This is a genomic window from Wolbachia endosymbiont (group A) of Cydia strobilella (assembly GCF_964026745.1).
In the GTDB taxonomy this organism is placed as follows: domain Bacteria; phylum Pseudomonadota; class Alphaproteobacteria; order Rickettsiales; family Anaplasmataceae; genus Wolbachia; species Wolbachia pipientis.
This window is the reverse complement of record NZ_OZ034694.1, coordinates 1-24,924: the sequence shown is the minus strand read 5'-3', so window position 1 is coordinate 24,924 and position 24,924 is coordinate 1. Positions and strand designations below refer to the sequence as shown.

The window sequence follows — 24,924 nt, the reverse complement described above, 5'->3', positions numbered from 1 at the left end:
GTTGACGCCATTGGCTGAACGGATACGATTTATTTCAGTGCATGAGCTGGTCCTTTTCGGATTTTAGCGCTGTGTACATAACTGCACGAACGTCTAGTTTAGGGGTAAGAAAAATTAGGGCCCGCAAATTAATCCAAACACATAAGTGTAGTGTTACCACCAAATGCTGTAGTGTTAACACTTACAACTTTTTCTGTAGAAAAACGCTGTAAATAATGAGGACCACCAGCTTTTGGCCCAGTGCCAGATAGTCCTCTACCACCAAATGGTTGTATCCCAACTGCTGCACCTATCTGGTTACGGTTGATGTAGACATTTCCAACTGATATTTTTTTACTTATAGTGTCAATTTGACTTTGTATACGACTCTGCAAAGAAAACGTAAGCCCATATCCAGTACTATTTATATCACTTATAACTTCATTTAATTGTGACTTGTTAAAACGTATGATATGTAAAATAGGACCAAATACTTCTTGCTTTAATTGCGAAATTTTTTGTATCTCATAAATATATGGAGGAAAGAAATAACCATTATGAGAATTTGTATCCATGGGTACTTTAAATAACAGATTTGAATCTTTATCCTCTGACATTTTTTGCGTATGTTGAGTGAGCATATCGATAGATGCTTTATCAATTATTGGACCAATATCAGTACTAAGTTGTATTGGGTCACCAATCTTGAGTTCTTGCGCTGCACCGCATATCATTTTTATCTGCTTCTCTGCTATGTCCTCTTGAATAAACAGCACTCTAAGCGCAGAACAGCGTTGGCCAGCGCTGCGAAACGCAGAAAGCAAAACATCCGTAGTCACTTGCTCTAAGAGAGCAGAGCTATCAACAATCATAGCATTTAATCCGCCAGTTTCAGCAATAAATGGCACAATAGGACCATCCCTATTTGCAAGCATTCTATTAATTATTTGAGCGGTTTGTGTTGAACCAGTAAAAGCTACACCGGAAATTCTATTGTCTGGAACTAATATTTTGCCTAAATATCCACCATCCCCAGGAATGAGGTGCAACACATTTTTTGATATCCCAGCTTCATGTAGTATCTTAACAGCTTCATAGGCAATAATCGGCGTTTGCTCTGCCGGTTTTGCCAGCACTGCATTACCTGCTGCAAGTGCAGCTGAAACCTGCCCAATGAAGATAGCAAGTGGAAAATTCCACGGTGATATACACAGGAAAACTCCCCTACCTTCAAAAAAGATGAAGTTATCTTCACCTGTTGGCCCTGGCAATTTTTTCCAGTCGCTCAGTTCATTTTTTGCTATCGTTGCGTAGTAACGTAAGAAATCCACTGCCTCTCTTACTTCCGCTATTGCATCAGATAAAATTTTTCCTGCTTCTACGATCAGAATATAAATCAACTCTTTCATCCTTTCTTCAAGCAAATCTGCAGCTTTTTCAAGGCATTTAGCGCGCTCTACTGCTGAAACATTCTGCCATTCAGTAAAAGCATTATGTGCTATTTCAAGAGCGTTTAAAGCTTGAACACTTGTTGTATTTGACACTTCTCCAATTACATTTTCCAAATGTGCAGGATTCACTACTTCGATAAATTCAGCACTATCAAATAGTGCCTTTCCATCAATTATTGGTCCAACTTGCCACTTTTTTTCACTAAAACCCTTTATATCATCTGCAAATTGTGAGACTATCACAGAATCACTAATATCCATTCCCAAAGAATTTTTTCTTTCTGGTCCCAAAATATCTTGTGGTAATGGAATGCCTGGATGAGGTTCATAATTAAAATTTATAGCTTTTTCCAGTGGATATGAAATTAACTCATCGATTTTAACGTTAGGATCACTTATTTGATTAACAAACGAACTATTAGCTCCATTTTCAAGAAGGCGTCTTATAAGATAAGGCAACAAGTCACTATGTTCCCCAACGGGTGCGTAGACACGACAGCTAACATTTGTTGCAAGCTCTGACATTGCATAATCATATAAGTCTTTTGCCATTCCATGTAAGCGTTGAAATTCAAATCCAGGGTGGTTTTTATCAGCAAGTTCCATGATAGAAGCAAAAGTATAGACGTTATGAGTTCCAAAGCATGGGTAAAAGCTGTTTGGTTTACTCAAAAGTTTCTGTGCGCACATGAGGTAAGATACGTCAGTATAGCTTTTTCTTGTAAATACTGAGTAATCATTTAATCCCAATTCTTGCGTACGCTTGATTTCTGAATCCCAATATGCACCTTTTACAAGCCTCACCATAATTTTGTGCTTTGATCGGATAGCAACATCTTCAACAAAGTCAAGAACAGATAAAGCACGTTTTTGATATGCTTGTACAGCCAAGCCGAGCCCTTCCCACTCAGAAAGTGATTCATCAAGCCGTAATTGTTCAAACAAGATTAAGGAAATTTCAAGCCTTTCTGTTTCTTCTGCGTCTATGCATAGTGAAATGTTGTATTTTTTTGCCTCGCGGCAGAGCTCTAAAACCTTAGTGAATATCTCACCAGCAATTCGGCCAAATTGACTAAATTCATAACGTGGGTGTAAAGCAGAAAGTTTGATTGAAATTCCATGGGATTTAAAACAATCATTTATTTCAGTGGATTCACCTATAGCTTTTATTGAGTGCATGTATGAATTAAAATACTCTTCTGCATCCTCAGTTGTGTGAGCAGCTTCGCCAAGCATATCAAAAGAGTATAAAAACTTACTATTGTCATCTAGTTTTGCGTACCTTAAAGCTTCTTCTATGGTTTCTCCAACAACAAAATGATTACCAAGCATAGACATTGCTTGTTTTACTGCTTTGCGAATGATCGGTTCTCCTAAATTCTTAAGTAACTTAGAAATTGCGTAATAGAACTTCGAATCGCCTTCATTATCTCTCAATATACTGCTACCTATCATTAAACTCCACGTGGAAGCATTGACGAACAATGAAGAAGAATATCCTAAATATTTACTCCATTCTTGATTGGCAATTTTATCTTTGATTAGCTCGTCTATTGTATAATCATCTGGTATTCTAAGTAGCGATTCAGCAAGGCACATCAATGCTATTCCTTCATCATTGGAAAGCGAGTATTGCTGCATAAAGGAATCTACAATACTTAATTTATTGTGTTTGATTTTTTCAATAACTTGTTTTGCAATATTATAAATTCTATTTTTTGAATCAGCCGAAAGCTCTGCTTTTTCTACAAGATAACGTATATAACTCTTTTCATCAGTACGATAAAATCCTTGTAAACGTTTTCTGAGTTCATTAGGTTCTTGTATAGAGCTTATCATATATAATTATCTCCAAAAAATACTCCGACACCATATGTATGGTGAAATTATATCATAACTTTGCGCAGAGCAAATTGCTATTTACAAAGGGATCAGGGCTGGCTAAAAGAAGTCCATGCAATAACTTCACTAAATCAAAAAGATTGTGCAAGTATGTAGCTCAACACTCCACCACACATCAAGTATTTAGTCTCAGTTGCGGTTTGTACACAGCATTTGAGTTGAATTGATTGCTTTGAATTATCCTTTCTTTTGATGATGCATTCTAGATTTCCACCTGGCACTATTTCACCTTTTATGCTTATTACCTCGCTACCATCAAATATCTTTCTGGTTATTCCATTTTGGAATATAAGTGGAAGAACACCCATGCCGACCAAGTTGGACCTATGTATACGCTCAAAGCTTTCTGCAATGACAACTTTAACCCCCAACAATAAAGTACCCTTTGCTGCCCAATCCCTACTTGAACCTGTGCCATACTCCTTTCCTGCCACAATGATGAGAGCTTCCTTGTAGCGCATTGCTGCATCAAAAATCGACATAGTTTCTTGAGAAGGAATATATTTTGTATAGCCGCCTTCGATGCTTACCATTTCATTTTTTATTCTAATGTTAGCAAAAGTCCCACGCATCATTACATTGTGGTTACCACGACGAGACCCATACGAATTAAAGTCCTGTGGCTCAATTCCAAGATTTTTTAAATATATACCTGCAGGACTACTTGAGGCAATATTTCCAGCAGGGGAAATGTGGTCAGTGGTTACGCTATCGCCAAACATTGCCAATATTTGTGCACCTTTTATATCGATTTTATTATTTTTAGGTGATAAATTATCAAAATAGGGCGGATTTTGTATGTAAGTGCTATTTGCATCCCAATTATAGATTTCACTTTTTTCACACTTTATCTTTCGCCAATGTTCATCACCAGAAAAAACATCCTTATACTTTTGTATAAACATCTCACGTGTTACCACATTTTTAACACAATCTTCGATTTCATTGTTTGTTGGCCATATATCCTTGAGATGGACGTCATTTCCATTCTTATCTTTGCATATTGAATCTTTTGTCAGATCAATTTGCACAGTACCAGCAAGTGCATATGCAACAACAAGTGGCGGAGATGCCAAGTAATTAGCTTTGACTAACGGATGAATTCTTCCTTCAAAGTTACGATTGCCAGATAAAACTGCAGCAACGGTTAAGTTTTTGTTTTTAATGCCATCTTCTATATCTTTATTAAGTGGACCAGAATTCCCAATGCAAGTTGTGCAACCATATCCAACTAGATTAAAACCCAAAGCATTTAGATCTACCTGCAATCCAGACTTTTCTAAATATTCTGTTACAACTTGTGACCCTGGAGCAAGAGAAGTTTTAACCCAAGGCTTTGATTTTAATCCAAGTTTAATTGCATTACGAGCTACAAGACCTGCAGCAATCATCACACTTGGATTAGAAGTATTAGTGCAGCTTGTTATTGCTGCAATAACTACACTTCCATCTTGGAGTTTATCGCTTTCCTTTGACTCATTAACTAAAAATGATTTAGAAAAAGACTCTGCCACTTGTGAAAGAAAAACCTTATCTTGTGGTCTTTTGGGACCAGCCATTACTGGCTCCACGCTTGATAAATTAAGCTCTAGTGTGTCAAAAAATGCTAACTCGTCACTACTACGCCACAGTCCTTGCTCTTTCGCATAAGCCTCAACTAGCTTAATCAGCTTTTCTGGCCTTCCGGTTAAGCTTAAATAATCTAGCGTTTTTTGATCAATTGGAAAAAATCCACAAGTTGCGCCATACTCCGGGGCCATGTTTGCTATAGTGGCTCTATCTGCCAAAGATAAATAATCTAAACCATCACCATAAAATTCTACAAACTTACCAACAACGCCTTTTGTTCTTAGGATATTGGTAACCATCAGCACTAAATCGGTCGCAGTTACTCCTTCCGACAATCTGCCAATTAATTTAAATCCAACTACTTCTGGAATCACCATACTAATTGGTTGACCAAGCATCACAGACTCAGCTTCTATGCCTCCAACACCCCAACCAAGAACTGATAATCCGTTAACCATTGTAGTATGGCTGTCAGTACCAACTAAAGTATCAGGATATATGACTCCATCATTATTACACACAACTTGCGCTAAATATTCAAGATTCACTTGGTGGCAAATCCCTGTGCCAGGCGGCACTACTCTAAAATTTGTGAAGGACGATTCTCCCCACTTTAAAAATTGATATCTCTCCAAATTTCTTTTTACTTCTAACTCAACATTCTTACTGAATGCGGAAACACTTCCATAACTATCTACTTGAACAGAATGGTCAATCACAAGATCAACCGGTACAGACGGATTTATATTGCTTGGGTTTCCTCCATTTTTCTTAACATAGTCCCGCATTGAAGCTAGATCAACAACAGCAGGAACCCCTGTAAAATCTTGCATCAACACCCTTGCTGGTTTATAGCTAATTTCGTGATTAGTGTGTTTATTAACGCAGTCTGCTAGTACTCTTATGTCATCTAGCTTTACGTTTACTCCATCTTCATTGCGCAATAAACTTTCAAGCAGAACCTTAAGTGAGCAAGGCAATTTAGTCACATCTATTCCTAAAAATTCACTAGCACTACTTAGGCTAAAATAGTTGTATGACTTCCCGTCAATGTTTAAAGTCGTTTTTGCATTTAAAGAATTGTTCATCCTATCACACTATATTAGTTAAAATTGGAATTACTACCGTTACTTTTTTGTTGTTGACCTTGCTGCTCATACATAGTTTCAAAATCTATAGGATCTAGCATCAGTGGGGGAAATCCACCACTACTTGTAACTCTTGCAATTATTTCTCTTGCAAAAGGGAAAAGAAAAGTAGGTCCGCCAATAAACAAAGCTTGTCTTACCTCTTCCTCACTCAACTCTTTTAAATTTTCTATTGAAAAAATGCCACAATATTTCGTCTCACAAATGAAAGCTACACCATCTTTTATGCCTTCATCTTTTACCGTTGCTTTGACTTCTATATGCAAAGTAATTTCATGAAAAGATTTTTCTTCATTCACTTCTTCTTTGTTTTTCGTCCCTTCTAATTTTGCTGAATTGATATTAACCATTACATTAATATCTGGAGCTTTACTAGAAGAAAGGAATGGCGAATTCGGATTCTCAAATGATAGATCTTTAACATATTGACCGTGAATTCTCATTTTTTGTTGTGGCATTTCTTACGTCTCCTTTAATTAAGTTGAGATATTTAATACTTTCTTATATAATATATTCATTTACAAACGAATAGCAAACCTGATTATAAGTTGATATGAAAAACATATTTTCATTAATAATTAATAATGTTCGGATACTTTATATGCCAAGGAGTTGAGTTACTATGATAGAGCTTGTAATATATGCTTTATTAGCGGCGTTCATTTTTTCACGTTTGTATAATTCTTTAGGAAGGTCAGCCAACCTCAACCTAAAAAAGCTAACTAATGTATTGGATGTAAGCCGAAGTAGAGAAGATGTAGTAGAAAACATTGAGGGTTACATTGATAGCAATGATGAAAATTCAATAAAAGTTACTTATAAACAAATATTAAAAAAAAACAAAGATTTTTCTATTTCCCACTTTATAGAAGGTTCAAGCATAGCTTTTGAATTAATAATAAAATGTTTCAATCAAGGAAATTTGTCTCAGTTAAAACCACTTCTCGATAAAGACTTATATGATAATTTTGCAGGGAAGATTAAACATCGTAAAGAGGTGCACGAGTCTATAATTGTTTCTATCGTTTCACAAAAGATTTTAGAAATAAAGCTAGTAAAAAACGCAGTGTTTATTGCAGTATATTTCCTTTCAGAGCAAATTAACTTCGTTAAGAACAATGAAGGAGATATAATATCAGGTAGTACATCCACTATTAATAAAGTTGAGGATGTATGGCAATTCAAAAAAAATGTTAATTCATCAGACCCAAGCTGGTTGCTTGTTTCTATTCACTATAAAAAGACAAGTAACGATAAGACAAATGATAAGTAAGATGAGTTTTATTTGAAATGGAAAGCAAGCTACGCGAAATAGTACTTGACACTGAAACGACAGGTCTTGACACTGAATCTGGTCATCGAATTATTGAAATAGGGTGTGTGGAATTAATTAACCGCATTCCAACAGGTAAAGTATTCCATCGGTACCTTAACCCAGAAAGAGATATACCTTATCACTCGTTTAAGATTCACGGTATTAGTGAAGAATTTTCAGAAGATAAACCATTATTTTCAGATGTTGCACTTGAATTTCTTGACTTTATATCTAATGATATTTTGGTAATTCACAACGCTGAATTCGATGTTAAGTTCCTTAACATGGAGTTAAGCAAGCTGAATGCTAGGTTAATTTCCTCAGACAGAGTGCTAGATACATTACCTCTTGCGAGGAAAAAATTCGCAGGATCACCTGCTTCTTTGAATGCATTATGTAAGCGTTTTGATATATCGCTAGAGAATAGAGAATTGCACGGAGCACTAGTTGATGCTCAATTGCTTGCAAAGGTATATGTTGAACTTACAGGAGGGTTACAAACCTTTCTGTTTGATAATGAATACAATCAGGACAGTAACTCCACATTCGTTCAGCATAAAGTACGTAATCTAACTCCCAGAGAACATTTACCAAATAGTAAAGAAATTGATGAACATAAGAAACTGTTAGACAAAATTAACAATACACTTTGGAATAAATATATTGAATAGGTTAACCAATAAAGATACAATTCAATTTTACTGAGAGCATTCTAATGGTAAGGTTTATAAGATTATTATCTAATGTGCTAGCAGCATTAGCAGTTGTTTTTTTAGGTTATTGTTATTTCACTAAAAAAGGCATATTTGCCCCAGCAGCGATTCACAACGCAGAAGTTAAGATAGGCGGAGATTTTTCTTTAATTAATCAGGACGGACAGATCTTGCGCAGTAGTGATTTTAAAGATAAATACATGATGATTTTCTTTGGGTTTTCCTCATGCAAAAGAATTTGCCCTATGAACCTTGGAATAATTTCAGAAACACTTGCAAAGTTAGATGAGAAAACTAACAACAAGCTACAAACATTCTTCATCACAGTCGATCCTGAGCGCGATAGCACGGAAAGACTTAAAGAATTTCAGCAGCAATTTGACCACAGAATACAAATGTTAACTGGTGAAAGAGAAAAAATAGACGAAGTAATTGCAAAGTATAAAGTATATGCTAGCAAAGTTGGTGGAGAAGAAGAAATCAACCATTCTTCAATAATGTACCTTATTGGCCCTGGAGGAAAATATGTTACACACTTTGCAGCTGATTTAAATTCAGACGAAAGTCAATCTGATAAGATTTTGGCTGAGATAAGAAAATACGTAAACTGAATTATAGATTTTTCTGTTAATTAGTCGAGCATGCAACTGCATGAGCATTATGATTTGAGAGCAATCTCCATGGGAAGACACACACAACTGTACGAACGTTGTAGTTTGGGAGCAATTCCCACCAGTGGGGTGTCATCCCAGTGCCCAGACACTGGGATCCAGCTTCTATGCAACTTAATTAAAAACGTTTGTTTTAGCGTAAGACAACTACCTTTAGCTCATCAGCTCAGTTATAAGCAAAATTTCTGGATTCCAGTGGGCTTTGTTGCATCGCTACTTATGAAAGGCTAACTATAGTTAGGATTATAAGTAACCTATTGAAAATCTTGTTTTTTTGCAATCAATCTGATCAAATTTAAGAATAGTAATTTATTATTTACATTAATAAATTTAATTCTATTGAAAATAGCTAAAGCATTGAAATTCTTGAATTTTAGCCGGATTAGTGAGTGGTAGTGAAATTTCTTTTACTCAAATTTAGGTATTCACTGACCGTTCTTGTTATAAATACCAGAATAATAAGCTACTGATATTCTCCATCTTTTTTATCTTTAATCCATCATAGCTAGCGATGCAACAAAGCCATTCCAGTGTCAAGCACTGGAATGACATCATCTGTTGTGCAATTTACCTTCAAAAATGAATGTTCGTACAGTTATGGAAGACACATTGGAATGACACTATTTGCTGTCTTCAAAAATAAACATTCGTAAAGTTGTACTTTTAATATGGGTTATCAGTTTAAAAATGTTGCTAATCAGCATATATGAATGTAATATTAATTAACATTCATAAACGAAGCAATACCATGGAAAATAGTTATAATGCCGATGCAATAAAAATCTTAAGGGGTCTTGATGCTGTAAGGAAACGTCCAGGTATGTACATTGGTGACACTGACGATGGATCTGGCTTGCACCACATGGTATATGAGGTTGTTGATAACGCAATAGATGAATCTTTAGCTGGATATTGTGATCAAATTGAAGTTAGCATAAATAAAGATGGTTCAGTATCTGTAACTGATAATGGTCGTGGCATTCCAACTGACATTCATGAAGAAGAAGGAATATCAGCAGCAGAGGTAATAATGACTCAACTCCATGCTGGTGGTAAATTTGACAGCAATACCTATAAAGTTTCTGGGGGATTACATGGTGTTGGAATCTCAGTTGTGAATGCATTATCAAGCTGGTTGGAATTAATTATTTGGCGCAATAAGAAAGAACACTTTATGCGTTTTGAAGATGGTGAGTCTATTGAACCTTTAAAGGTAGTCAACGAAAATACAAACAAAAGAGGAACTAAAGTCACGTTCATGCCATCAACAGAGACTTTTAATGGCATTAATTTCAGTTACTCAACGCTTGAAAGTCGTATAAGAGAATTAGCATTTTTAAATTCAAATATCGACATTACTTTACGTGATCTGCGCAATGAACCATATACAGAATCTCATTTCAATCAGAGCAATCAATCTAAAGACAATTTTGGTACAGCAAATTTTGTGCAGTATTTAGATAAGAATAAGACACATGTAACTAAAATTGCCAGTATGAAAGGAGATGCAGAAGATCTTGGCATCAGCTTGGAAATATCGATGGAATGGAATGATTCCTACTATGAGAATATGTTGTGTTTCACTAATAATATACGGCAACGAGATGGTGGTACGCATTTGGCAGGATTTAGATCTGCACTAACTAGATGTATCAATACCTATGCAACTAATGAAGGGTTTTTAAAGAAAGCAAAAGTAAATTTAACTGGAGAGGACGTTAGAGAAGGTTTAACTTGTGTTTTATCTCTTAAGATGCCTGATCCTAAGTTTTCTTCACAAACAAAAGATAAACTAGTTAGTTCTGAAGCACGTGCAGTTGTAGAAAGTATAGTTTCTGATAAATTGAGCACAATCCTTGAAACTGATCCCAAATTGGCAGCAAGCATAGTAGAAAGAGCAATCAGGTCAGCAAAAGGAAGAGAAGCTGCAAGAAAAGCGCGCGAGCTAGTTAAAAGCAAAAACAATATTGATATTGCAACTCTGCCAGGAAAGCTTGCTGATTGTCAGGAAAAAGCTCCTGAGTTATCGGAATTATTTATAGTAGAGGGTAATTCAGCAGGTGGTACTGCAAAGCAGGGGCGTAATCGTAAAACACAAGCAGTGCTTGCCTTAAGAGGAAAAATTCTAAACGTAGAACGTGTAAGTTTAGATCGTATTTTTTCATCTGCAGAAATAGGCTCTTTAATTACTGCAATTGGTGCTGGAATAGGGAGTGAACACTTCGATATTGAAAAAGCTAGATATCATAAAATTATCATCATGACAGATGCAGATGTTGATGGTTCACATATAAGAACTTTGATTCTAACTTTCTTTTTTAGACATATGCGTGAAGTTATTGAAAAAGGTTACTTATACATAGCACAGCCACCCCTCTATAAAGTTACAAAGAATGCCAAAGACACTTATATTAAAGATGACGAAACTTTTGAAGAGTATATAATAAACTCAGCAGTTAAAAGATTAACACTAAGTGGTACAGCTACAGAATTTAACAACTTGCGCCTTATTTTGAATAAATGCGTTAGCACTTCTAATATTAGCAAAAATTATGATAGAGAAATACCACAAAATCTCTTAGAGTCATTGCTAATTTTAAGTAAAAAGAATGCTCTATCATCGGCTGATGAGATATTAAAGTATTTGAAGTTAATGTACAGCGAATACACTTGGGAAGTGGAAATAAAAGATGAAGAAAAAGAAATTCATATCTCTAAATTGTTTCAAGGATTGGCAGACAAATATATATTTGCACTTAGTATGCTTGAAGGCAAAGATATGCAAAACATATTAAGTTTGCTTGATGGTATAAGTAATTTATTTAATGGTGATTCATTTTTAAAGTCACAAGAAACTGAAATAAGAATCACTTCTCCAAGTACGCTTGCAAAAATAATAATGGACTATGGTAAAAAAGGTTTAACTCTGCAGAGATTTAAAGGTCTTGGTGAAATGAATGCTGATCAGCTATGGGATACTACGTTAAATCCTGAGGCTAGAACTTTATTAAAGGTTGAAATAAAAGATTGTGAAGAAGCTGATTCCATATTTTCAATATTAATGGGTGATATAGTTGAACCACGCCGTGATTTTATTAATAGCAATGCACTTAATGTGCATGATGTTGATATTTGAACTTTTAGCAAAATGTACGAACGTTACGGGTTTAAGCAAAGACTGTGTCATTCAAGTAGCTGACACTGGTTCCTTTATAACGGTGTCATTCCAGTGCTTGACACTGGAATCCAGGTTGCTCACAAGCAAACTAGCATAGAAAGTGGTTACAACGTTTTCGATGAGATTGCAGAAAGGCTGGATTCCAGTGTCAAGCACTGGAATGAAAGCAGTCCTACGTCATGCCGCGATTCATTCGCGGTATCTCTAGATCCCGCTAACAAGCAGCGGGATGACGGTTGTCAGGGTGTCATCCCACTACCTTCTCCTGTCATCCCAGTGCCTCCCTCCCCTGTCATCCAAGTAGCTTGACACTTGTATCTTTATGATGTGAGGCATTAGAGCTAAAATACCTCACAGGGAGGGTGAAGCTGATGCAACGCTAATGCCATTAAGGCCGAATCCCAGATTTTGCTTCCCTCCCATAGAGTTATAGCTCTTCTCATAATAATCCCAATAAGGTAAGAATGGATTTATGGTAGAGGGGTTTGTATGCCAGCAGCGTATAGTTACGACTTAAGGAAAAAAGCAATGGAAGCATTGGATGAAGGAGAAAGTAGAGCAACTGTTGCCAAGTGACCTTACCCAGAAAAAGTGGAGAGAAAGAAAGGAGTTTTTTCGGGTAAAATAAAATTTTGGAGGATTAGAAATGGCAAGAGAATATACGGCAGAATTCAAATTGGAAGCTGTTAAACTGGCAAATGAACAAAGAAAGACAGGTCAAACAATTACAAAAATAGCAAAGGATTTAGGAATAAAGGGTGGTTTATTAGGAAAATGGATAAAGAAACACAACGAAAAAAAGTCGGCAGCAGATGCATTTCCAGGTAGAGGTAACATGGCTCCTTACGACAAAGAGAGGTTTGATTTACAAAGAGAGTTAGCAAGAGTAACAAGGGAAAGAGACATTTAAAAAAAAGCCCTGGCCAGTCAAAAAGAGTAAAATATTTTTTTATATAGTAACTGCTATAAAGTACAGGAATTATGTAGGATTTTCTGCTAGTGGCTACTATAAGTGGACCACAAGAAAAATAAGCAGTAGAGAATCAGCAAATAAAGAGCTACTCGCAGCTATTCAAAAAATATATCAAGTTTCTAAATGTAGATATGGAGCTCCTAAAATTCATGCTGAATTGAAGGCTTTGGGTAAAAGTTGCAACTTAAAAACAGTGCAAAGTATTATGCAGAAAAATGGTATTCAGGCTATATTGAGAAGAAAATTTAAAATTAAGAAACAACAAACGGACAGTAGCTCCCAATATATTAGACCAAAACTTTATTGTCGATCAACCAAATAAAGTATGGGATTACTTATATAAAAACCAAAGAAGGATGGCTATATTTGGCAACAATAATCGATCTATATTCACGCATGGTAGTTAATGAGCAGTTCAATAAATAAACAATTGGTTATGGACTCTTTATTAATGGCCGTTAACAAGCGTAAACCTGCCAAAAATCTACTATTACATAGTGATCAAGGTTCACAATATACTTCGCAAGGTTATCAATATCTCTTATCCATAAAAAACATAGATGAGTTATAAAGGTTGTTGTTACGACAATTCTGTTGTGGAAAGCTTCTTCAGTTCTCTAAAAAGGGAGTTACCAATAGACACCTCTCGGCACTCTAAACAGCATATCAAAACTGCTATATTTGAATATATAGAAATTTTTTATAACAAACAACGTCACTATTAACTATTGCATTCCTGAGCATTTTGATTCATCATTCTCTTTGTGAAAAACATTCCAAACTTTCTCTCCACTTTTTCTGGGTAAGGTCAGTCAAACCTCCATTTTTTTTATATCAATTTATTACTTTTTTTTCGGTTTGACACACTTTTTTGAACATTCCCAACGAAAAAAGAAAAACAAGGTTTAATTTTCTTTTTTATTTGCGATTTATCTATTAATTAACCGTGAAAGGTTACGTGTAATGCTTCTTCACATAATTATCAATAATTGCCTTAAATTCTTCAGAGACATTATCACCTTGTAAAGTTTTGAAATATTTGCCGTTTTTGTAGACTGCTGAAACAGGTTTTTCTCCATATCCAGGTAAGCTGATTCCCAAATTTGCGTGTTTGCTTTCTCCAGGACCATTTACTATGCATCCCATAACAGCAATGTTCATATGCTCTACACCTGGATTTTTTTTCTTCCACATCGGCATATGAGTTTTTATATAGCCATTCACCTCTTCAGTTAATATACGAAAACGATCGCTACTCGTGCGCCCACAACCAGGACATGAATTAACCTGAGGGTTAAAGTGTCGCAAGCCTATAGACTGCAATATTTCCTGACACACCACCACTTCATTAGTACGCGATTCACCAGGACGTTGAGTCAAAGAAGCCCGTATTGTATCTCCAATGCCATTTTGCAATAAATAAGTAAGCCCTGCTGCGGTATTTACCACACCTTTATTGCCCATACCAGCCTCAGTTAAACCCAAATGCAGCGCATAATTGGAAGATTTTGCAAGTGCCATATAAACTAAAATTAAATCTTGTACTTTGCTAACTTTACATGAAATGATTATTTTGTTTGAATTTAGACCAATTTCTTCAGCTTTTTTTGCACTATCAAGAGCAGACATTACAAGTGCTTTGCGCAGTATAACATCAGAAGGCCTTGAATTACTAAGCGAAGAGTTTTCATCCATCAATTTTTGCAAAAGGTATTTATCAAGACTACCCCAATTTACCCCAATTCTAACCGGAAGATCGTGCATTATTGCATACTCTATCACCCTTTCAAACTTCTCATCACGTTTGTCGCCAAAGCCTATATTGCCTGGATTGATTCTAATTTTACCCAGCATTTTGATGTTGTCTGGATAATCTTGAACTAATTTATCTAGCTCATATTGACCGCAGCCTACCAATATTTTACCGTCAAAACCTTCTTTATTTATCTCTTCTACTATATAAGGTATTGCTCTTGCTACCTCCTCTGAGTTCAAGGCAATTCGCACCAATTCTGAACCTGTACGCGCTAGTTCTGTTATCTCTTTTGCATAATGTTTTGCGCTACTTTTTATATTATCAGCATCTATATGCACGCCAAGCGCCATAGATTGTACAACTACAGGATTATTTCCGCCTATCTTTACTTTTCCAACTTCTACAACATGAGTTTTGTGCCTGGAAATCTGCGATAATTCATATGTATTATCATTCAATATCAGGTCTTTATCTAGCATATTATTAATGGCCAATATTGTGATACTATTTTACTGTGTCAGCTACACTGCCAAATGAACTTGAACCATTCAAACTATAAGCATCTACGTTATCCAAATTAGCAATAGAATCATGTGAGCACGTTCTTCTTGATGGAGTTTCTTTTATAGTGACATTTATAGGAGAAACTTTCTTTTCTCGTGTTGAAGTAACTTTCTTCTCTTCTTGTTGTTCACTTTCATGCTGCTTATTTTCATACTGGAAAACTGACTCTTGATCTATAAATACAGCACCCCTTAAACGTGCGATATTAATACCATGCTGATTTATCATAGTGCTCTCTTCATCGTCGACTATGCAAGCTTCCATGTCATTTGGCTCATTATCAAGACTAGCAATTTTTTTCTCTTTTAATTTTTTGATTAGATCTTCTTTATTTATAGCTCGATCTTGTAATTTTTTTTTCTTGAGCAATTCCCTACGCTTCTCATACAGTTTATATGACTCAGCAAAATCCTCATCTGTATGAAAGTTTGCACCACCAGGGTTACCAGGAGGTATGTATCTCTTACTGAGCTTAGATTTAGCTTCAGCACTATGCACAGTAAAAAAGCTAGAAACCAAAAACATTAATATAAATAAAATTTTAGAAAAAACCCTAAGCATATGGTGCTATAGTAAATATCGTGTTTTAAAAGATAGCAATTAACAAACTTTAAGTAAACCAGAATCTTTACTAACTTTACAATACAAATATTTTTCTAAAAAGTGATATGTTTGCTATCAAAAAAACCTACGCAGACTAAGAGAAGAGTAAGGTGTTACAAGTTGCGTAACACCTTTTCAAGAAAAGTGTTATGCAGCTATATGTTTGCAACTTTTAAGTTATTCTGTAGTTTTTCAGTACCATCGGTAGTATCTACATTACTAAGTTTTGCGTCTGGCGTATCTTTAGATAAGTCGTTTTTCTTCTCTTTATCAAGCTTAACTCCCTGATAGATACAGAATGCAACAAAAGAAGCGACCGCTATTGCGGCAACAGCACTGACTATGATACAAGTTGCCATTATTTTTTCTTGATCTGCTACTGCTTCTGTAAGTGTTTTCACTTTTTCTTCTAAACCTGTGAAGTTTTCTTGCAAGCCTGTAAGCTTTTCTTGCAAACCATCGAATTTATCGTTCAAACCGTCGAATTTACCTAATAGCTCTTTAAAATTTCCCGTGAATTCACCCGACAGTTTGATTACTTCTTGTTCCAAACCTGCGAAGTTCCCTGATACCTTCTCTAGTTCTCCCACTCTTTTTTGCAATTCTTCTATTGCTAACTTATCAAGACCCTTAAAATTATACATAATACGTTCCCACAAAGACATTTTTAACCTCCTAGCTAATTAATATATTATAATTTTACATTCCAAATGTTTAAATTATTATTAAATTAACTGTCATTATGTATTGACCTTTTAATAATTTTGTTTGACTTGCTTTTTGAAAGTGCGGAAACTTAAATTAAGGTATTACAAGATTGTTATTCAACCAATATCTCTCTTTTCCCTGAGTAATTTGGAGCGCTGACAATACCTTCCTTTTCCATTCTTTCAACGATGTTTGCTGCTCTGTTATAGCCTATTCTAAGCTGCCTTTGAATGTAACTGGTTGAAACTTTTTGATCTCTTTGAATGATGGCCACTGCTTGGTTATAGAGGTCATTTTCTTCATCCTCCGTTTCATCGTGTGACTCTGTAGAAGAATTTTCATCTTCTTTAGTGATTTCCTCCATGTAGTTTGGCTCACCTTGCATTTTCAGATGATCAACTATATCTTGCACCTCATTATCACTTACAAATGGGCCGTGAACTCGAATGATCTTACCACCAGAGGCCATATAGAGCATGTCACCCATGCCGAGCAATTGTTCAGCCCCTTGTTCGCCAAGTATTGTACGGCTATCTATCTTAGAAGTAACAGCAAAACTGATTCTCGTTGGAAAGTTCGCCTTTATCACACCTGTGATCACATCCACAGATGGGCGTTGTGTTGCCATTATGATGTGTATTCCTGCAGCACGAGCCATCTGAGCTAAGCGTTGAATAGAGCACTCTATTTCTTTGCCGGCAACAAGCATCAAATCTGCCATTTCATCCACGATCACTACAATATATGGAAATGTTTCCATCTTGATTGGTATTTTTTCAAACAGAGGTTTGCCTGTTGTTGAGTTAAAGCCAATCTGCACAACGCGCTCCAATTCTATTCCACTATTCATCGCTTCTGTGATTTTTTGATTATAGTTTATAACATTGCGTACATTCAAATACGACATCATGCGATAGCGGTTTTCCATTTCTTTCACGATCCACTTAAGAGCGACTACAGCCTTTTTTGGCTCTGTTACTACTGGCGTTATTAGATGTGGTATTGCATCATATATTGAAAGCTCAAGCATTTTGGGGTCGATCATTATCATCTTGCATTCGTCAGGACTTAATCGATAAACGAGTGAAAGAATCATAGTGTTAATCGCAACTGATTTACCAGACCCTGTGGTTCCAGCAACGAGCAAGTGAGGCATTTTAGTTAGATCTGCAATAACTGGTTTTCCACTTATTTCTTTGCCAAGCGCAATTGGAAGATTTAAGTTTGCATTTTGGTATTCTGGTGATTCAAGCAAATCACGCAGCATTACAATTTCCCGTTCCTTGTTCGGCAACTCTATTCCCATAGCATTTTGCCCACGAATTATTGAAATACGTGCAGAGAGTGCACTCATCGAACGTGCAATGTCATCTGCAAGGCCAATTACTCTTGCAGATTTCGTACCAGCTTGTGGTTCAAGTTTGTATAAAGTCACAACCGGCCCATAGCATACACTGATAATTTTTCCTTGCACGCCAAAATCACTCAGGACTTGTTCCAGCAGAGATAAATTTTTATTGCTCTCCATTTCATTCAGCTGTTTTCTCTGCAAAGACTCCTCTGCTTTGGAAAGTAAATGAATGCTTGGAAATTCGAACTCACTGAAAATTTCTTTGGTGGCTTTTTTCTGTCTTTCTTTTGGTTGTTGTTTAGTAGTGATTTTAGTTTTATGTTTTTCTTCTACTACTAATGGTGCAATTGAATACTCAGTAGTTTTATGTGATCTGAAGAATGGAACATTTACAAATAAGCAAGCTATTTTTTTACATAAGAAGAATAGAGAGTAAATTGCTCTCTTCCAACCAACAGATCCTACAAGACCTATTAATGTTACTATCACAAATACATAAAACGGGCAGTTATTAACGAGTGCATTCCCTATCATTCCACTGTGTCTGTACCTTGCTGTGATGCCTAGCGAAAGTTGTGGTAATATAGCACATACCCCTAAATTGATTAATATTAAATAGAGAATTTTCAGCAGTATTTTTGCTGACCTGAAGATCAACAAGTAAACTATGGTTGTAGCTATTGTAACACTAGTTAATCCAAGAAATTGAACCAATATATCAGCTAAATATGAACCTACTATTCCACCTAAATTTGTCACTTCCTCATTTGTAGCCGTGTTTAAGGAAGGATCTTTATAGTTATAGCTAAAAACTGATATATATATATATATTAAAAGGGATAGATATATTGCTGATTTTAGATATTTTTTTAACATCTACCTAAAGTAGTAAGCTACTGTATATTTTACAAAGTGAATTGTTATTAGCAATATCATTATAGATAAATCTAATCCGTTGAACGGTGGTATATATCTTCTAATAATCTTTAGTGGTGGATATGTCAATTGGTTCAAGATGTGCATTATGCTACTGACAGTTTCATTATATATGTTCACCATATTAAGTTTAACCAGCCAGTTTAGGACAACCCAACATATTAGAATGAAGCTATAAAGATCAAGTAACGTATTGAGTAGATATATGATTGGATGCATACATATCTATTACACGAAAGTTATATAAAAGACAAGTATTTAGCCTTTTCAAACTCAAAATGTTGTTTTTGCTGAACCAAAAAAAACTTCATTTTTTGAGCTGCGCAAAGCCACCTAAAGTAGAGAATGGACAAGGAAGGAGGGGTGTATAATATATATTAATGTTGATATTTATTTCTTATAAATATCATCTCTATGTCCTATCTCTGTGATAGTTACTATATGATCTAATTGATTTACTCTGTAAATTACACGATAGTCACTAACTCTTAGCCTTCTACATCCTTTTAAGTTATGATGTAGTGGTTCACCAAAATTTATTGGGTCAACTGTAAGACGTTCTTTTATAGCCTTTTGAACTCTTAGCCTTATTATCTTTGGAAGGTTTGGTAAATCTTTTTCAACAACACTCTTTAGAGACTTAACCTTGTAACGCTCTAATCCCACTTAATATCTTCAAAATCAACTGTTTCTGCACCTTCAACATCACGCTCATCAGAAATTTTAGATACTAAAAAATCCTCCATTTCAAGCTCAACTGCTTCTCTAAATAGTTTTCCTGCTAATTCTTGAACGGGCTGTTTAGTAAATTCAGATAATTCAGCAAGATGCTTTAAAGTTTCTTCGCTAAGAGCTATGTTAATGCCTGAATTTGCCATATGTTTTACCGAACTCTACTACTGTAACAAGTATACAACATTTTTTTTAATTTTTCAATAAAGAAAGTTGATGATACGTAAGAAAAATTTTGCCACCTGCGTTAATAAATAATTAAAAATTTAGCATATTTATCTACCCTCTATTCTATTACTTAAGTTAGACCACTTTTTTCTATTAATATTTTTTGTTTATAAAGATGAGCAGTTACTCATCACGCAGTTGATCTATGGATATAATACTACCGTTTGATAGTTTTTCAGTACATTTTTCACTTTTGTATTCTTTATCAGAGTCGATACTGATTTTGTCAAATATTAAAACATCTCCTGAAATTTTATCACGAAACTCACTAATAGCAAAAAACGGTATAGTAATTCGCTCTTGTTTTCCTTGAAAACTCAAACTGACGCTAAATTTATCCTCAGAAACTTTTAAATCATAGAATTGATGCTGTAATATAATAAGCATTTGAGTAGGGTATGACTTTTTCAAACGATCTGGCATGGTCACACCATTAAAATATGTGAAAAATAATATTTCTAAGTGAGGGATAAAACCATTACCTGATATAACATCTAAAGTCTTTTTGATAACTTGAAACTTAGCAGAATTAAGCAGTTTTTTGTAATCTGTTTGCTCCATATAACTTTCACATACGTAAATTTTGGGGAACTTCTGTTACCCGGCGTTCCCTGAACCGTGCTTATAGCAATGAAGTTATAGTGCTTAAATTAAGCAGCTATTGCGTCGACATTGTCTTCAGCAGCAAAATTATCGTTTGCATTTAAATTATGAACTCTTAGCGGTGGTGTCTAACCGAGCAAAGCTACCATCTTTACTATGCATGTCGATCCTTAATCGCCCCCGTATAATTAAAAAACATGGTGGAGGCGCCGAGTACTGCCCTCGGGTCCAATACACCTATTACAAGGTAATTTTATTGCTATAGTATACAAAATGTACATAGCTATTATATAGCAACATTAAATAAATGTCAAGATATTATGACCTTAAGTTGATTTATTGCTAAAACAAAATTAATATTTCCAGTAAAAAATTCTGTGCTCTTAACCTGACACATATGGCTTTTTGAATACTCCCAATGAAAATATTTATAAATAAATATTTACTCTTCTTTTTTATTGTTTTTAGGTTTTTCTTGATCAACCATTTCTCCACCGATCTCTTTTATTTTTAGTATCAACGACTCTGGTACATACATGTCAATTACTTCTTCTGCTGTCACAAATAAAGCCTGATAAGAGTGTGAATTTATTATCCAATTAGGCAATATGTCTTCTGCTTCTATTTTATACTCTCCCTCTTTTTTGTCATATACTGTGTAGCAATATAAGTGCACAGCAAAAAATAATACATAAGAGAGCAATATTCCTTTAAGCACTCCGAGAAAGATTCCAGTAACTCTATCGATAAACCCCAACCTTATGGGTGATAATATGTACATTAGCCAGTTATTTATTATCATGAATATAAGATTAAGTATAATAAATACAGAGATTGTAGAAAGTATGTTTAGTGTAACTTTAGAATCAAAATATTTACTATAATTTGGAGCGAAAAAATCATAGTGATTAGCTGTCAGAAAGACCGATAAAAATAGAAACATTAGTGCGCATAGCTCTTTTATAAAGCCTCTAGTTACCGAGATTATTACGCATAGAACAACAATGAAGATAATTAGGCTATCGAAAAGCATGTTTTATATCTATATGGTTTTCAAGATATAATAGTTGTAAATAACAAGGTTGTAAAATTAATTGTATTTATGCTGCATCAATTGATCTAAATACCTAGCGATCATGTCAATTTCTAAATTCAAATAATCATTTACTTTGTTGTACTGAAAAGTTGTATTTTCCCATGTATAGGGAGTGATATTTACTGTAAATTCCTGATTAATAACTGAATTCACTGTGAGGGAAACCCCATCTAGTGTAACGGAGCTTTTTTTTGCAACAAATTTAATTAATTCTTGTGGGCACGATAGTTTGATTTCATGAGAATCTAAATTTTGATTAATTGTTAAAAATTTTACTATCCCATCAACATGACCCTGAACCAGGTGGCCATCGATCTTATCGCTTAATCTCATTGCTTGTTCGAGATTTATTTTTTTTCCTATTCTCCACGTATTTAAGTTAGCAACCTTCATAGTTTCTTGAGATGCTTGGACTGTAAATGTATCGCTCATTATATCAACAACAGTTAAACACACACCAGAGCAAGCTATTGAATCTCCTTTATTTATAGAGGATAAATTTTGTGTCTTGATATGGAAAATTTGATCAGAGTTGGAGTGAGTGGTAGTATCAGTTATAGTCCCGATATCCGTGATAATTCCTTTAAACATATGGTGAAAATAAATAATTTTACCATGAAAAATTTTTTACAACAACTTATTTCTATTTTGTTATAGTTAAAGTAATTCTGGTTTACCGACAATTTAAAAAACGACAAATTCGTCATCCCGCTACGTGTTAGCGGGATCTAGAGATACCGTGACGGTATGACGTAGGAAAACTGAGCCTGCACTAGCTATAGGCGCGAGAAAGGGGATCGTTTTCACTTACTTGTTCAATAGATTCTATAGAATATTCAGAATATATGAAATAAGCCAAACTCAGAACACATAATGCAGTTAATATTGGTAACCCTATGTTCAATGCTAGCCCAATACTTTCTCTTTTTTCTGGTGGCACTAATCCTTTTAACATTGACACTTTTCCTAACGGAAAATGCCATAAGCAAAGTGTTGATGCAGATGCTACTATTATAAATAGACAAAAATAAGCCTTTTTTGAGGAAAATACAGTTTTTAATGATGATTTGAGTGTAATGTTAGTAGGTGGTAGAGTTTTAGCTTCATTTGTTGCTGGTGAAAGATCTTTAATTGGTAAAGGGTTTGTAGATTTATGAGGAGTATTTTCATGTTGTGGAGAAGGTTGTTGTATATAAACACCTGAAACTAATTTAAGCAATTGCTCTTTTTTTCTATATACTTGTTTTTGTAAATATTCTTTACCTAAAAGTGAGTTACTAAGAGGTTGTGGCCTTTCGAGTATCTGTAATACTTCTGATATCTCGCCTGGCTCTAATATTGCATGTAATTGTTTATCTTGAAAGTAAACAATATTGAATACTGAGCTGAAAATATTGCAAAATGTTTCTGGATCTTGATTTTTGTATCCACTCATCACTTCAATAAATATTTTATCGAGTTTTTTCCCCCTGTGCTCAATTTGGTTATCTATCATAGCTACTCTAGCATCATTTTGTGCTTGTTTTATGGCTAATGGTTTTTCTTTCTCTGATAGTTCTTTGGTCTGCTTTTTTGACTTCTTTTTTCTGTTAGCCTTAAAATACTCTGTGTGCGAAGTAGTTTGACCTACATTCTGTTCTGCTTCTTGAGGTATTGGATTTTCTATACTACCCCCTGTCATCCGAGTAGCTTGACTACTTGGATCCATGTTTCTTTTTTCCTGGTCAAACGCTGGAATAACACCAAATGGTATATTGTTGCTCTGTATAGAAAATTTTGGCAATTGTTGGGAAAAGAATTGTGACGTATTAAAAAAATTGGGTAGACAGAAAAAAGATCTAAACCAGAAAACGTTTTCATGCATTGCAGCAACTACTATCGAAACACGTGTAACTTGTTTTCCATTATTTGTTACATCGAAGCCAAATGAGCCTGTAACTGGTACGATTTGTTTATTTTGTGCATTTTTTTGGTTAGTTTCACTCTGTTCTTTTTTGTCTTCATTTTCAGTTTTTTCTGCATGTTGTAGCTTTTCATTTAGAAATAACTCGATTTGGTACAAGTTGTCCAGGTTAATGTTTTCAACGTCTGTTTGTAGCGTTATCGTTGTGCCCTGCAGAAGGATTTGAGGCGGAGCACTATTTACGAATTCTTCTACAGTTTTATAACTGTTAGTTTTACAGTAGTTATTATATAGTTCACTGCTTTCTTTGGGCACTTTTATGTTGGCTGTAAAATTTTTTTCCCGGGAAAGGCAGATTTTGAAAAAATTAATTAAAGAGTTTATTCGAAATAATCTTATATTAAAGGTGTCTTTATCTGTTGCTGTTAGCTCAAATGAAAATTCTTGTATATTACTTTCAATACTTCTCGAGCGAATAGTACTGATCTTAATTGTTTCGCTAGAAAATGCTTTACTTATGTTTCTGGATTTTTCCTTAAAGAGCTTAGGTAAATCCTCTATTTTATACTTATTCTTAGTTTCAGTATTACTGTTGTGCATAGTTGATACAGCAAATTCATCAACGCAAAGGTAAATAAAAAAGATTAATCAGTCAATAAATTAATAATCAGAATAGGGCAATTTTTCGGATTGTTGATGATATTTAAAATTTCACTATAATGAAAGTTTAAGCCAGCGTTTTTAAGATGAATAAAGAGTTATTAGATGACATACTTTCACTTGAAGATAAAGCAGTTTCCGAAATTGAGAATGCTTCTTCTTTACAAGATTTAGAAAAAGTTAGGCTATCATATTTGGGAAAAAAGGGTGTAATTAAAGCTTATTTTGACAACTTAAAAGAGATAGAAGACGCAGGAAAAAAGCGCAATTTAGGCGAAGTTATCAACGTTTTACGTAATAAGCTAGATCAGCTTATAATGAATAAGGAGAATATACTAAAAGCCGAAGAAGTTAACTTTAAATTGCAGAACGAGGCAGTTGATATCACGTTGCCTGCGAGGCCAGAAAAAATTGGCAAGGTCCATCCACTCAGTAAGGTTCTAAATGAAGTAAAGCTTATTTTTGCACATATGGGTTTTAAGGCAGTTGATGGCCCTGACATTGAAGATGAATTTCATGTATTTGATGCACTGAATACTCCAAGTCATCATCCTGCACGAGAGGAGCAAGATACCTTCTACTTAAAGAATAAAATAGATGATAAAAGAATGGTACTGCGCACTCACACCTCATCTGTACAGATTAGAACCATGGAAAAAACAAAAAAATTCCCAATTAAAATAGTAGCCCCTGGTAGGGTATACAGAAATGACTTTGATGCAACTCATACTCCTATGTTTCACCAGATAGAAGGGTTATATGTCGATGAAAACGTCAATATGGGCCAGTTAAAATTTACTATTCATCACTTCCTTAATAAGTTTTTTGGAGATAAAGGGCTGAAGATACGTTTTCGTAATAGTTTTTTTCCTTTTACTGAACCCT

The 24,924-nt window shown here is 34.8% G+C and carries 26 protein-coding genes and 1 other RNA gene; 12 read left to right on the top strand and 15 right to left on the bottom strand.

The genetic code is table 11. From position 1 onward, the window contains the following. Positions 1-128: 128 nt before the first annotated feature. The 3 genes from putA to secB all read right to left on the bottom strand — a co-directional run bounded on the left by putA (position 129) and on the right by secB (position 6,507). Complete coding sequence (putA, locus tag AAGD76_RS00130; RefSeq protein WP_341820140.1) at positions 129-3,269, bottom strand: bifunctional proline dehydrogenase/L-glutamate gamma-semialdehyde dehydrogenase PutA; 3,141 nt, start codon at positions 3,267-3,269, stop codon at positions 129-131. Positions 3,270-3,403: 134 nt separating this feature from the next. After that, positions 3,404-5,989 (bottom strand): aconitate hydratase AcnA, encoded by a 2,586-nt coding sequence (acnA, locus tag AAGD76_RS00125; protein WP_209472702.1) that lies wholly within the window; start codon positions 5,987-5,989, stop codon positions 3,404-3,406. 14 nt (positions 5,990-6,003) lie between these two features. Next, entirely contained in the window at positions 6,004-6,507 is a 504-nt protein-coding gene (secB, locus tag AAGD76_RS00120; protein ID WP_006279761.1) for a protein-export chaperone SecB, read from the bottom strand. A gap of 164 nt (positions 6,508-6,671) precedes the next feature. Here secB and AAGD76_RS00115 point away from each other — a divergent pair, with 164 nt between their 5' ends. From AAGD76_RS00115 to AAGD76_RS00070, 11 genes are all read left to right on the top strand, one after another. After that, a complete protein-coding gene (locus AAGD76_RS00115) occupies positions 6,672-7,322 on the top strand; it encodes a Tim44/TimA family putative adaptor protein (protein ID WP_341820139.1) in 651 nt (216 codons plus the stop codon). Between the two features lie 17 nt (positions 7,323-7,339). Then, positions 7,340-8,035, top strand: coding sequence for a DNA polymerase III subunit epsilon (gene dnaQ, locus AAGD76_RS00110; RefSeq protein WP_341820138.1), 696 nt, complete (start codon positions 7,340-7,342; stop codon positions 8,033-8,035). A gap of 44 nt (positions 8,036-8,079) precedes the next feature. Next, positions 8,080-8,688 carry an SCO family protein gene (locus tag AAGD76_RS00105; protein ID WP_010962368.1) on the top strand — a complete coding sequence of 203 codons (609 nt, stop codon included), beginning with the start codon at positions 8,080-8,082 and terminating at the stop codon, positions 8,686-8,688. A 30-nt stretch (positions 8,689-8,718) separates the two neighbouring features. Further along, positions 8,719-8,979, top strand: a complete 261-nt coding sequence (locus tag AAGD76_RS00100) for a hypothetical protein (RefSeq protein WP_010962369.1) — start codon at positions 8,719-8,721, stop codon at positions 8,977-8,979. A 299-nt stretch (positions 8,980-9,278) separates the two neighbouring features. Further along, positions 9,279-9,401 (top strand): hypothetical protein, encoded by a 123-nt coding sequence (locus AAGD76_RS00095; protein ID WP_010962370.1) that lies wholly within the window; start codon positions 9,279-9,281, stop codon positions 9,399-9,401. Positions 9,402-9,496: 95 nt separating this feature from the next. Continuing rightward, positions 9,497-11,884 (top strand): DNA topoisomerase (ATP-hydrolyzing) subunit B, encoded by a 2,388-nt coding sequence (gyrB, locus tag AAGD76_RS00090; protein ID WP_264329768.1) that lies wholly within the window; start codon positions 9,497-9,499, stop codon positions 11,882-11,884. A gap of 93 nt (positions 11,885-11,977) precedes the next feature. Beyond that, positions 11,978-12,235, top strand: coding sequence for a hypothetical protein (locus tag AAGD76_RS00085; protein WP_010962372.1), 258 nt, complete (start codon positions 11,978-11,980; stop codon positions 12,233-12,235). A 337-nt stretch (positions 12,236-12,572) separates the two neighbouring features. After that, complete coding sequence (locus AAGD76_RS00080) at positions 12,573-12,836, top strand: transposase (RefSeq protein ID WP_341820137.1); 264 nt, start codon at positions 12,573-12,575, stop codon at positions 12,834-12,836. 31 nt (positions 12,837-12,867) lie between these two features. After that, a complete protein-coding gene (locus tag AAGD76_RS06370) occupies positions 12,868-13,221 on the top strand; it encodes an IS3 family transposase (protein WP_080717636.1) in 354 nt (117 codons plus the stop codon). Positions 13,222-13,305: 84 nt separating this feature from the next. Next, the gene (locus AAGD76_RS00075) at positions 13,306-13,470 is read left to right on the top strand and encodes a DDE-type integrase/transposase/recombinase (RefSeq protein WP_156768648.1); all 165 of its coding nucleotides are present in this window, start codon (positions 13,306-13,308) and stop codon (positions 13,468-13,470) included. Next, on the top strand, positions 13,460-13,624 hold the full coding sequence (locus AAGD76_RS00070) for an IS3 family transposase (protein WP_080717620.1): 165 nt from the start codon (positions 13,460-13,462) through the stop codon (positions 13,622-13,624). The genes AAGD76_RS00075 and AAGD76_RS00070 overlap by 11 nt, the downstream gene beginning before the upstream one ends. A gap of 229 nt (positions 13,625-13,853) precedes the next feature. On the opposite strand, the gene ispG is transcribed toward AAGD76_RS00070, so the two are convergent. From ispG to AAGD76_RS00010, 12 genes are all read right to left on the bottom strand, one after another. Next, positions 13,854-15,134 carry a flavodoxin-dependent (E)-4-hydroxy-3-methylbut-2-enyl-diphosphate synthase gene (gene ispG / locus AAGD76_RS00065; RefSeq protein ID WP_070356735.1) on the bottom strand — a complete coding sequence of 427 codons (1,281 nt, stop codon included), beginning with the start codon at positions 15,132-15,134 and terminating at the stop codon, positions 13,854-13,856. Positions 15,135-15,159: 25 nt separating this feature from the next. Continuing rightward, positions 15,160-15,780, bottom strand: a complete 621-nt coding sequence (locus AAGD76_RS00060; protein WP_070356736.1) for a TRP75-related protein — start codon at positions 15,778-15,780, stop codon at positions 15,160-15,162. A 197-nt stretch (positions 15,781-15,977) separates the two neighbouring features. Then, positions 15,978-16,487: a hypothetical protein gene (locus tag AAGD76_RS00055; protein WP_209472690.1), complete on the bottom strand. Its 510-nt coding sequence runs from the start codon at positions 16,485-16,487 to the stop codon at positions 15,978-15,980. A gap of 155 nt (positions 16,488-16,642) precedes the next feature. After that, positions 16,643-18,757, bottom strand: a complete 2,115-nt coding sequence (locus AAGD76_RS00050) for an FtsK/SpoIIIE family DNA translocase (protein ID WP_341820136.1) — start codon at positions 18,755-18,757, stop codon at positions 16,643-16,645. Beyond that, positions 18,758-19,036 carry a YggT family protein gene (locus AAGD76_RS00045; protein ID WP_006279515.1) on the bottom strand — a complete coding sequence of 93 codons (279 nt, stop codon included), beginning with the start codon at positions 19,034-19,036 and terminating at the stop codon, positions 18,758-18,760. Between the two features lie 171 nt (positions 19,037-19,207). After that, positions 19,208-19,483, bottom strand: a complete 276-nt coding sequence (locus tag AAGD76_RS00040) for a type II toxin-antitoxin system RelE family toxin (protein WP_209472686.1) — start codon at positions 19,481-19,483, stop codon at positions 19,208-19,210. Then, a complete protein-coding gene (locus AAGD76_RS00035; protein ID WP_006279415.1) occupies positions 19,474-19,695 on the bottom strand; it encodes a hypothetical protein in 222 nt (73 codons plus the stop codon). The genes AAGD76_RS00040 and AAGD76_RS00035 overlap by 10 nt, the downstream gene beginning before the upstream one ends. A 205-nt stretch (positions 19,696-19,900) precedes the next feature. Further along, positions 19,901-20,338 (bottom strand): ClpXP protease specificity-enhancing factor SspB, encoded by a 438-nt coding sequence (locus AAGD76_RS00030; RefSeq protein ID WP_006279412.1) that lies wholly within the window; start codon positions 20,336-20,338, stop codon positions 19,901-19,903. Positions 20,339-20,359: 21 nt separating this feature from the next. Further along, positions 20,360-20,698, bottom strand: a transfer-messenger RNA (tmRNA) gene (gene ssrA / locus AAGD76_RS00025). A gap of 124 nt (positions 20,699-20,822) precedes the next feature. Further along, the gene (locus AAGD76_RS00020; protein ID WP_010962383.1) at positions 20,823-21,413 is read right to left on the bottom strand and encodes a CvpA family protein; all 591 of its coding nucleotides are present in this window, start codon (positions 21,411-21,413) and stop codon (positions 20,823-20,825) included. Between the two features lie 57 nt (positions 21,414-21,470). Beyond that, entirely contained in the window at positions 21,471-22,067 is a 597-nt protein-coding gene (locus AAGD76_RS00015; protein ID WP_010082169.1) for a riboflavin synthase, read from the bottom strand. 181 nt (positions 22,068-22,248) lie between these two features. Next, positions 22,249-23,979 carry a hypothetical protein gene (locus AAGD76_RS00010; RefSeq protein ID WP_138264796.1) on the bottom strand — a complete coding sequence of 577 codons (1,731 nt, stop codon included), beginning with the start codon at positions 23,977-23,979 and terminating at the stop codon, positions 22,249-22,251. A 146-nt stretch (positions 23,980-24,125) separates the two neighbouring features. Here AAGD76_RS00010 and AAGD76_RS00005 point away from each other — a divergent pair. Beyond that, the coding region (locus AAGD76_RS00005) for a phenylalanine--tRNA ligase subunit alpha (protein WP_341820135.1) at positions 24,126-24,924 on the top strand (799 nt) is incomplete at its 3' end.

Coding starts and splice junctions, on each gene's coding strand:
- putA (WP_341820140.1), bottom strand. CDS start 3,269: ATGATAAGCTCTATACAAGAACCTAATGAACTCAGAAAACGTTTACAA.
- acnA (WP_209472702.1), bottom strand. CDS start 5,989: ATGAACAATTCTTTAAATGCAAAAACGACTTTAAACATTGACGGGAAG.
- secB (WP_006279761.1), bottom strand. CDS start 6,507: ATGCCACAACAAAAAATGAGAATTCACGGTCAATATGTTAAAGATCTA.
- AAGD76_RS00115 (WP_341820139.1), top strand. CDS start 6,672: ATGATAGAGCTTGTAATATATGCTTTATTAGCGGCGTTCATTTTTTCA.
- dnaQ (WP_341820138.1), top strand. CDS start 7,340: ATGGAAAGCAAGCTACGCGAAATAGTACTTGACACTGAAACGACAGGT.
- AAGD76_RS00105 (WP_010962368.1), top strand. CDS start 8,080: ATGGTAAGGTTTATAAGATTATTATCTAATGTGCTAGCAGCATTAGCA.
- AAGD76_RS00100 (WP_010962369.1), top strand. CDS start 8,719: ATGCAACTGCATGAGCATTATGATTTGAGAGCAATCTCCATGGGAAGA.
- gyrB (WP_264329768.1), top strand. CDS start 9,497: ATGGAAAATAGTTATAATGCCGATGCAATAAAAATCTTAAGGGGTCTT.
- AAGD76_RS00080 (WP_341820137.1), top strand. CDS start 12,573: ATGGCAAGAGAATATACGGCAGAATTCAAATTGGAAGCTGTTAAACTG.
- AAGD76_RS00075 (WP_156768648.1), top strand. CDS start 13,306: ATGAGCAGTTCAATAAATAAACAATTGGTTATGGACTCTTTATTAATG.
- AAGD76_RS00070 (WP_080717620.1), top strand. CDS start 13,460: ATGAGTTATAAAGGTTGTTGTTACGACAATTCTGTTGTGGAAAGCTTC.
- ispG (WP_070356735.1), bottom strand. CDS start 15,134: ATGCTAGATAAAGACCTGATATTGAATGATAATACATATGAATTATCG.
- AAGD76_RS00060 (WP_070356736.1), bottom strand. CDS start 15,780: ATGCTTAGGGTTTTTTCTAAAATTTTATTTATATTAATGTTTTTGGTT.
- AAGD76_RS00055 (WP_209472690.1), bottom strand. CDS start 16,487: ATGTCTTTGTGGGAACGTATTATGTATAATTTTAAGGGTCTTGATAAG.
- AAGD76_RS00050 (WP_341820136.1), bottom strand. CDS start 18,757: ATGTTAAAAAAATATCTAAAATCAGCAATATATCTATCCCTTTTAATA.
- AAGD76_RS00045 (WP_006279515.1), bottom strand. CDS start 19,036: ATGCATCCAATCATATATCTACTCAATACGTTACTTGATCTTTATAGC.
- AAGD76_RS00035 (WP_006279415.1), bottom strand. CDS start 19,695: ATGGCAAATTCAGGCATTAACATAGCTCTTAGCGAAGAAACTTTAAAG.
- AAGD76_RS00030 (WP_006279412.1), bottom strand. CDS start 20,338: ATGGAGCAAACAGATTACAAAAAACTGCTTAATTCTGCTAAGTTTCAA.
- AAGD76_RS00020 (WP_010962383.1), bottom strand. CDS start 21,413: ATGCTTTTCGATAGCCTAATTATCTTCATTGTTGTTCTATGCGTAATA.
- AAGD76_RS00015 (WP_010082169.1), bottom strand. CDS start 22,067: ATGTTTAAAGGAATTATCACGGATATCGGGACTATAACTGATACTACC.
- AAGD76_RS00010 (WP_138264796.1), bottom strand. CDS start 23,979: ATGCACAACAGTAATACTGAAACTAAGAATAAGTATAAAATAGAGGAT.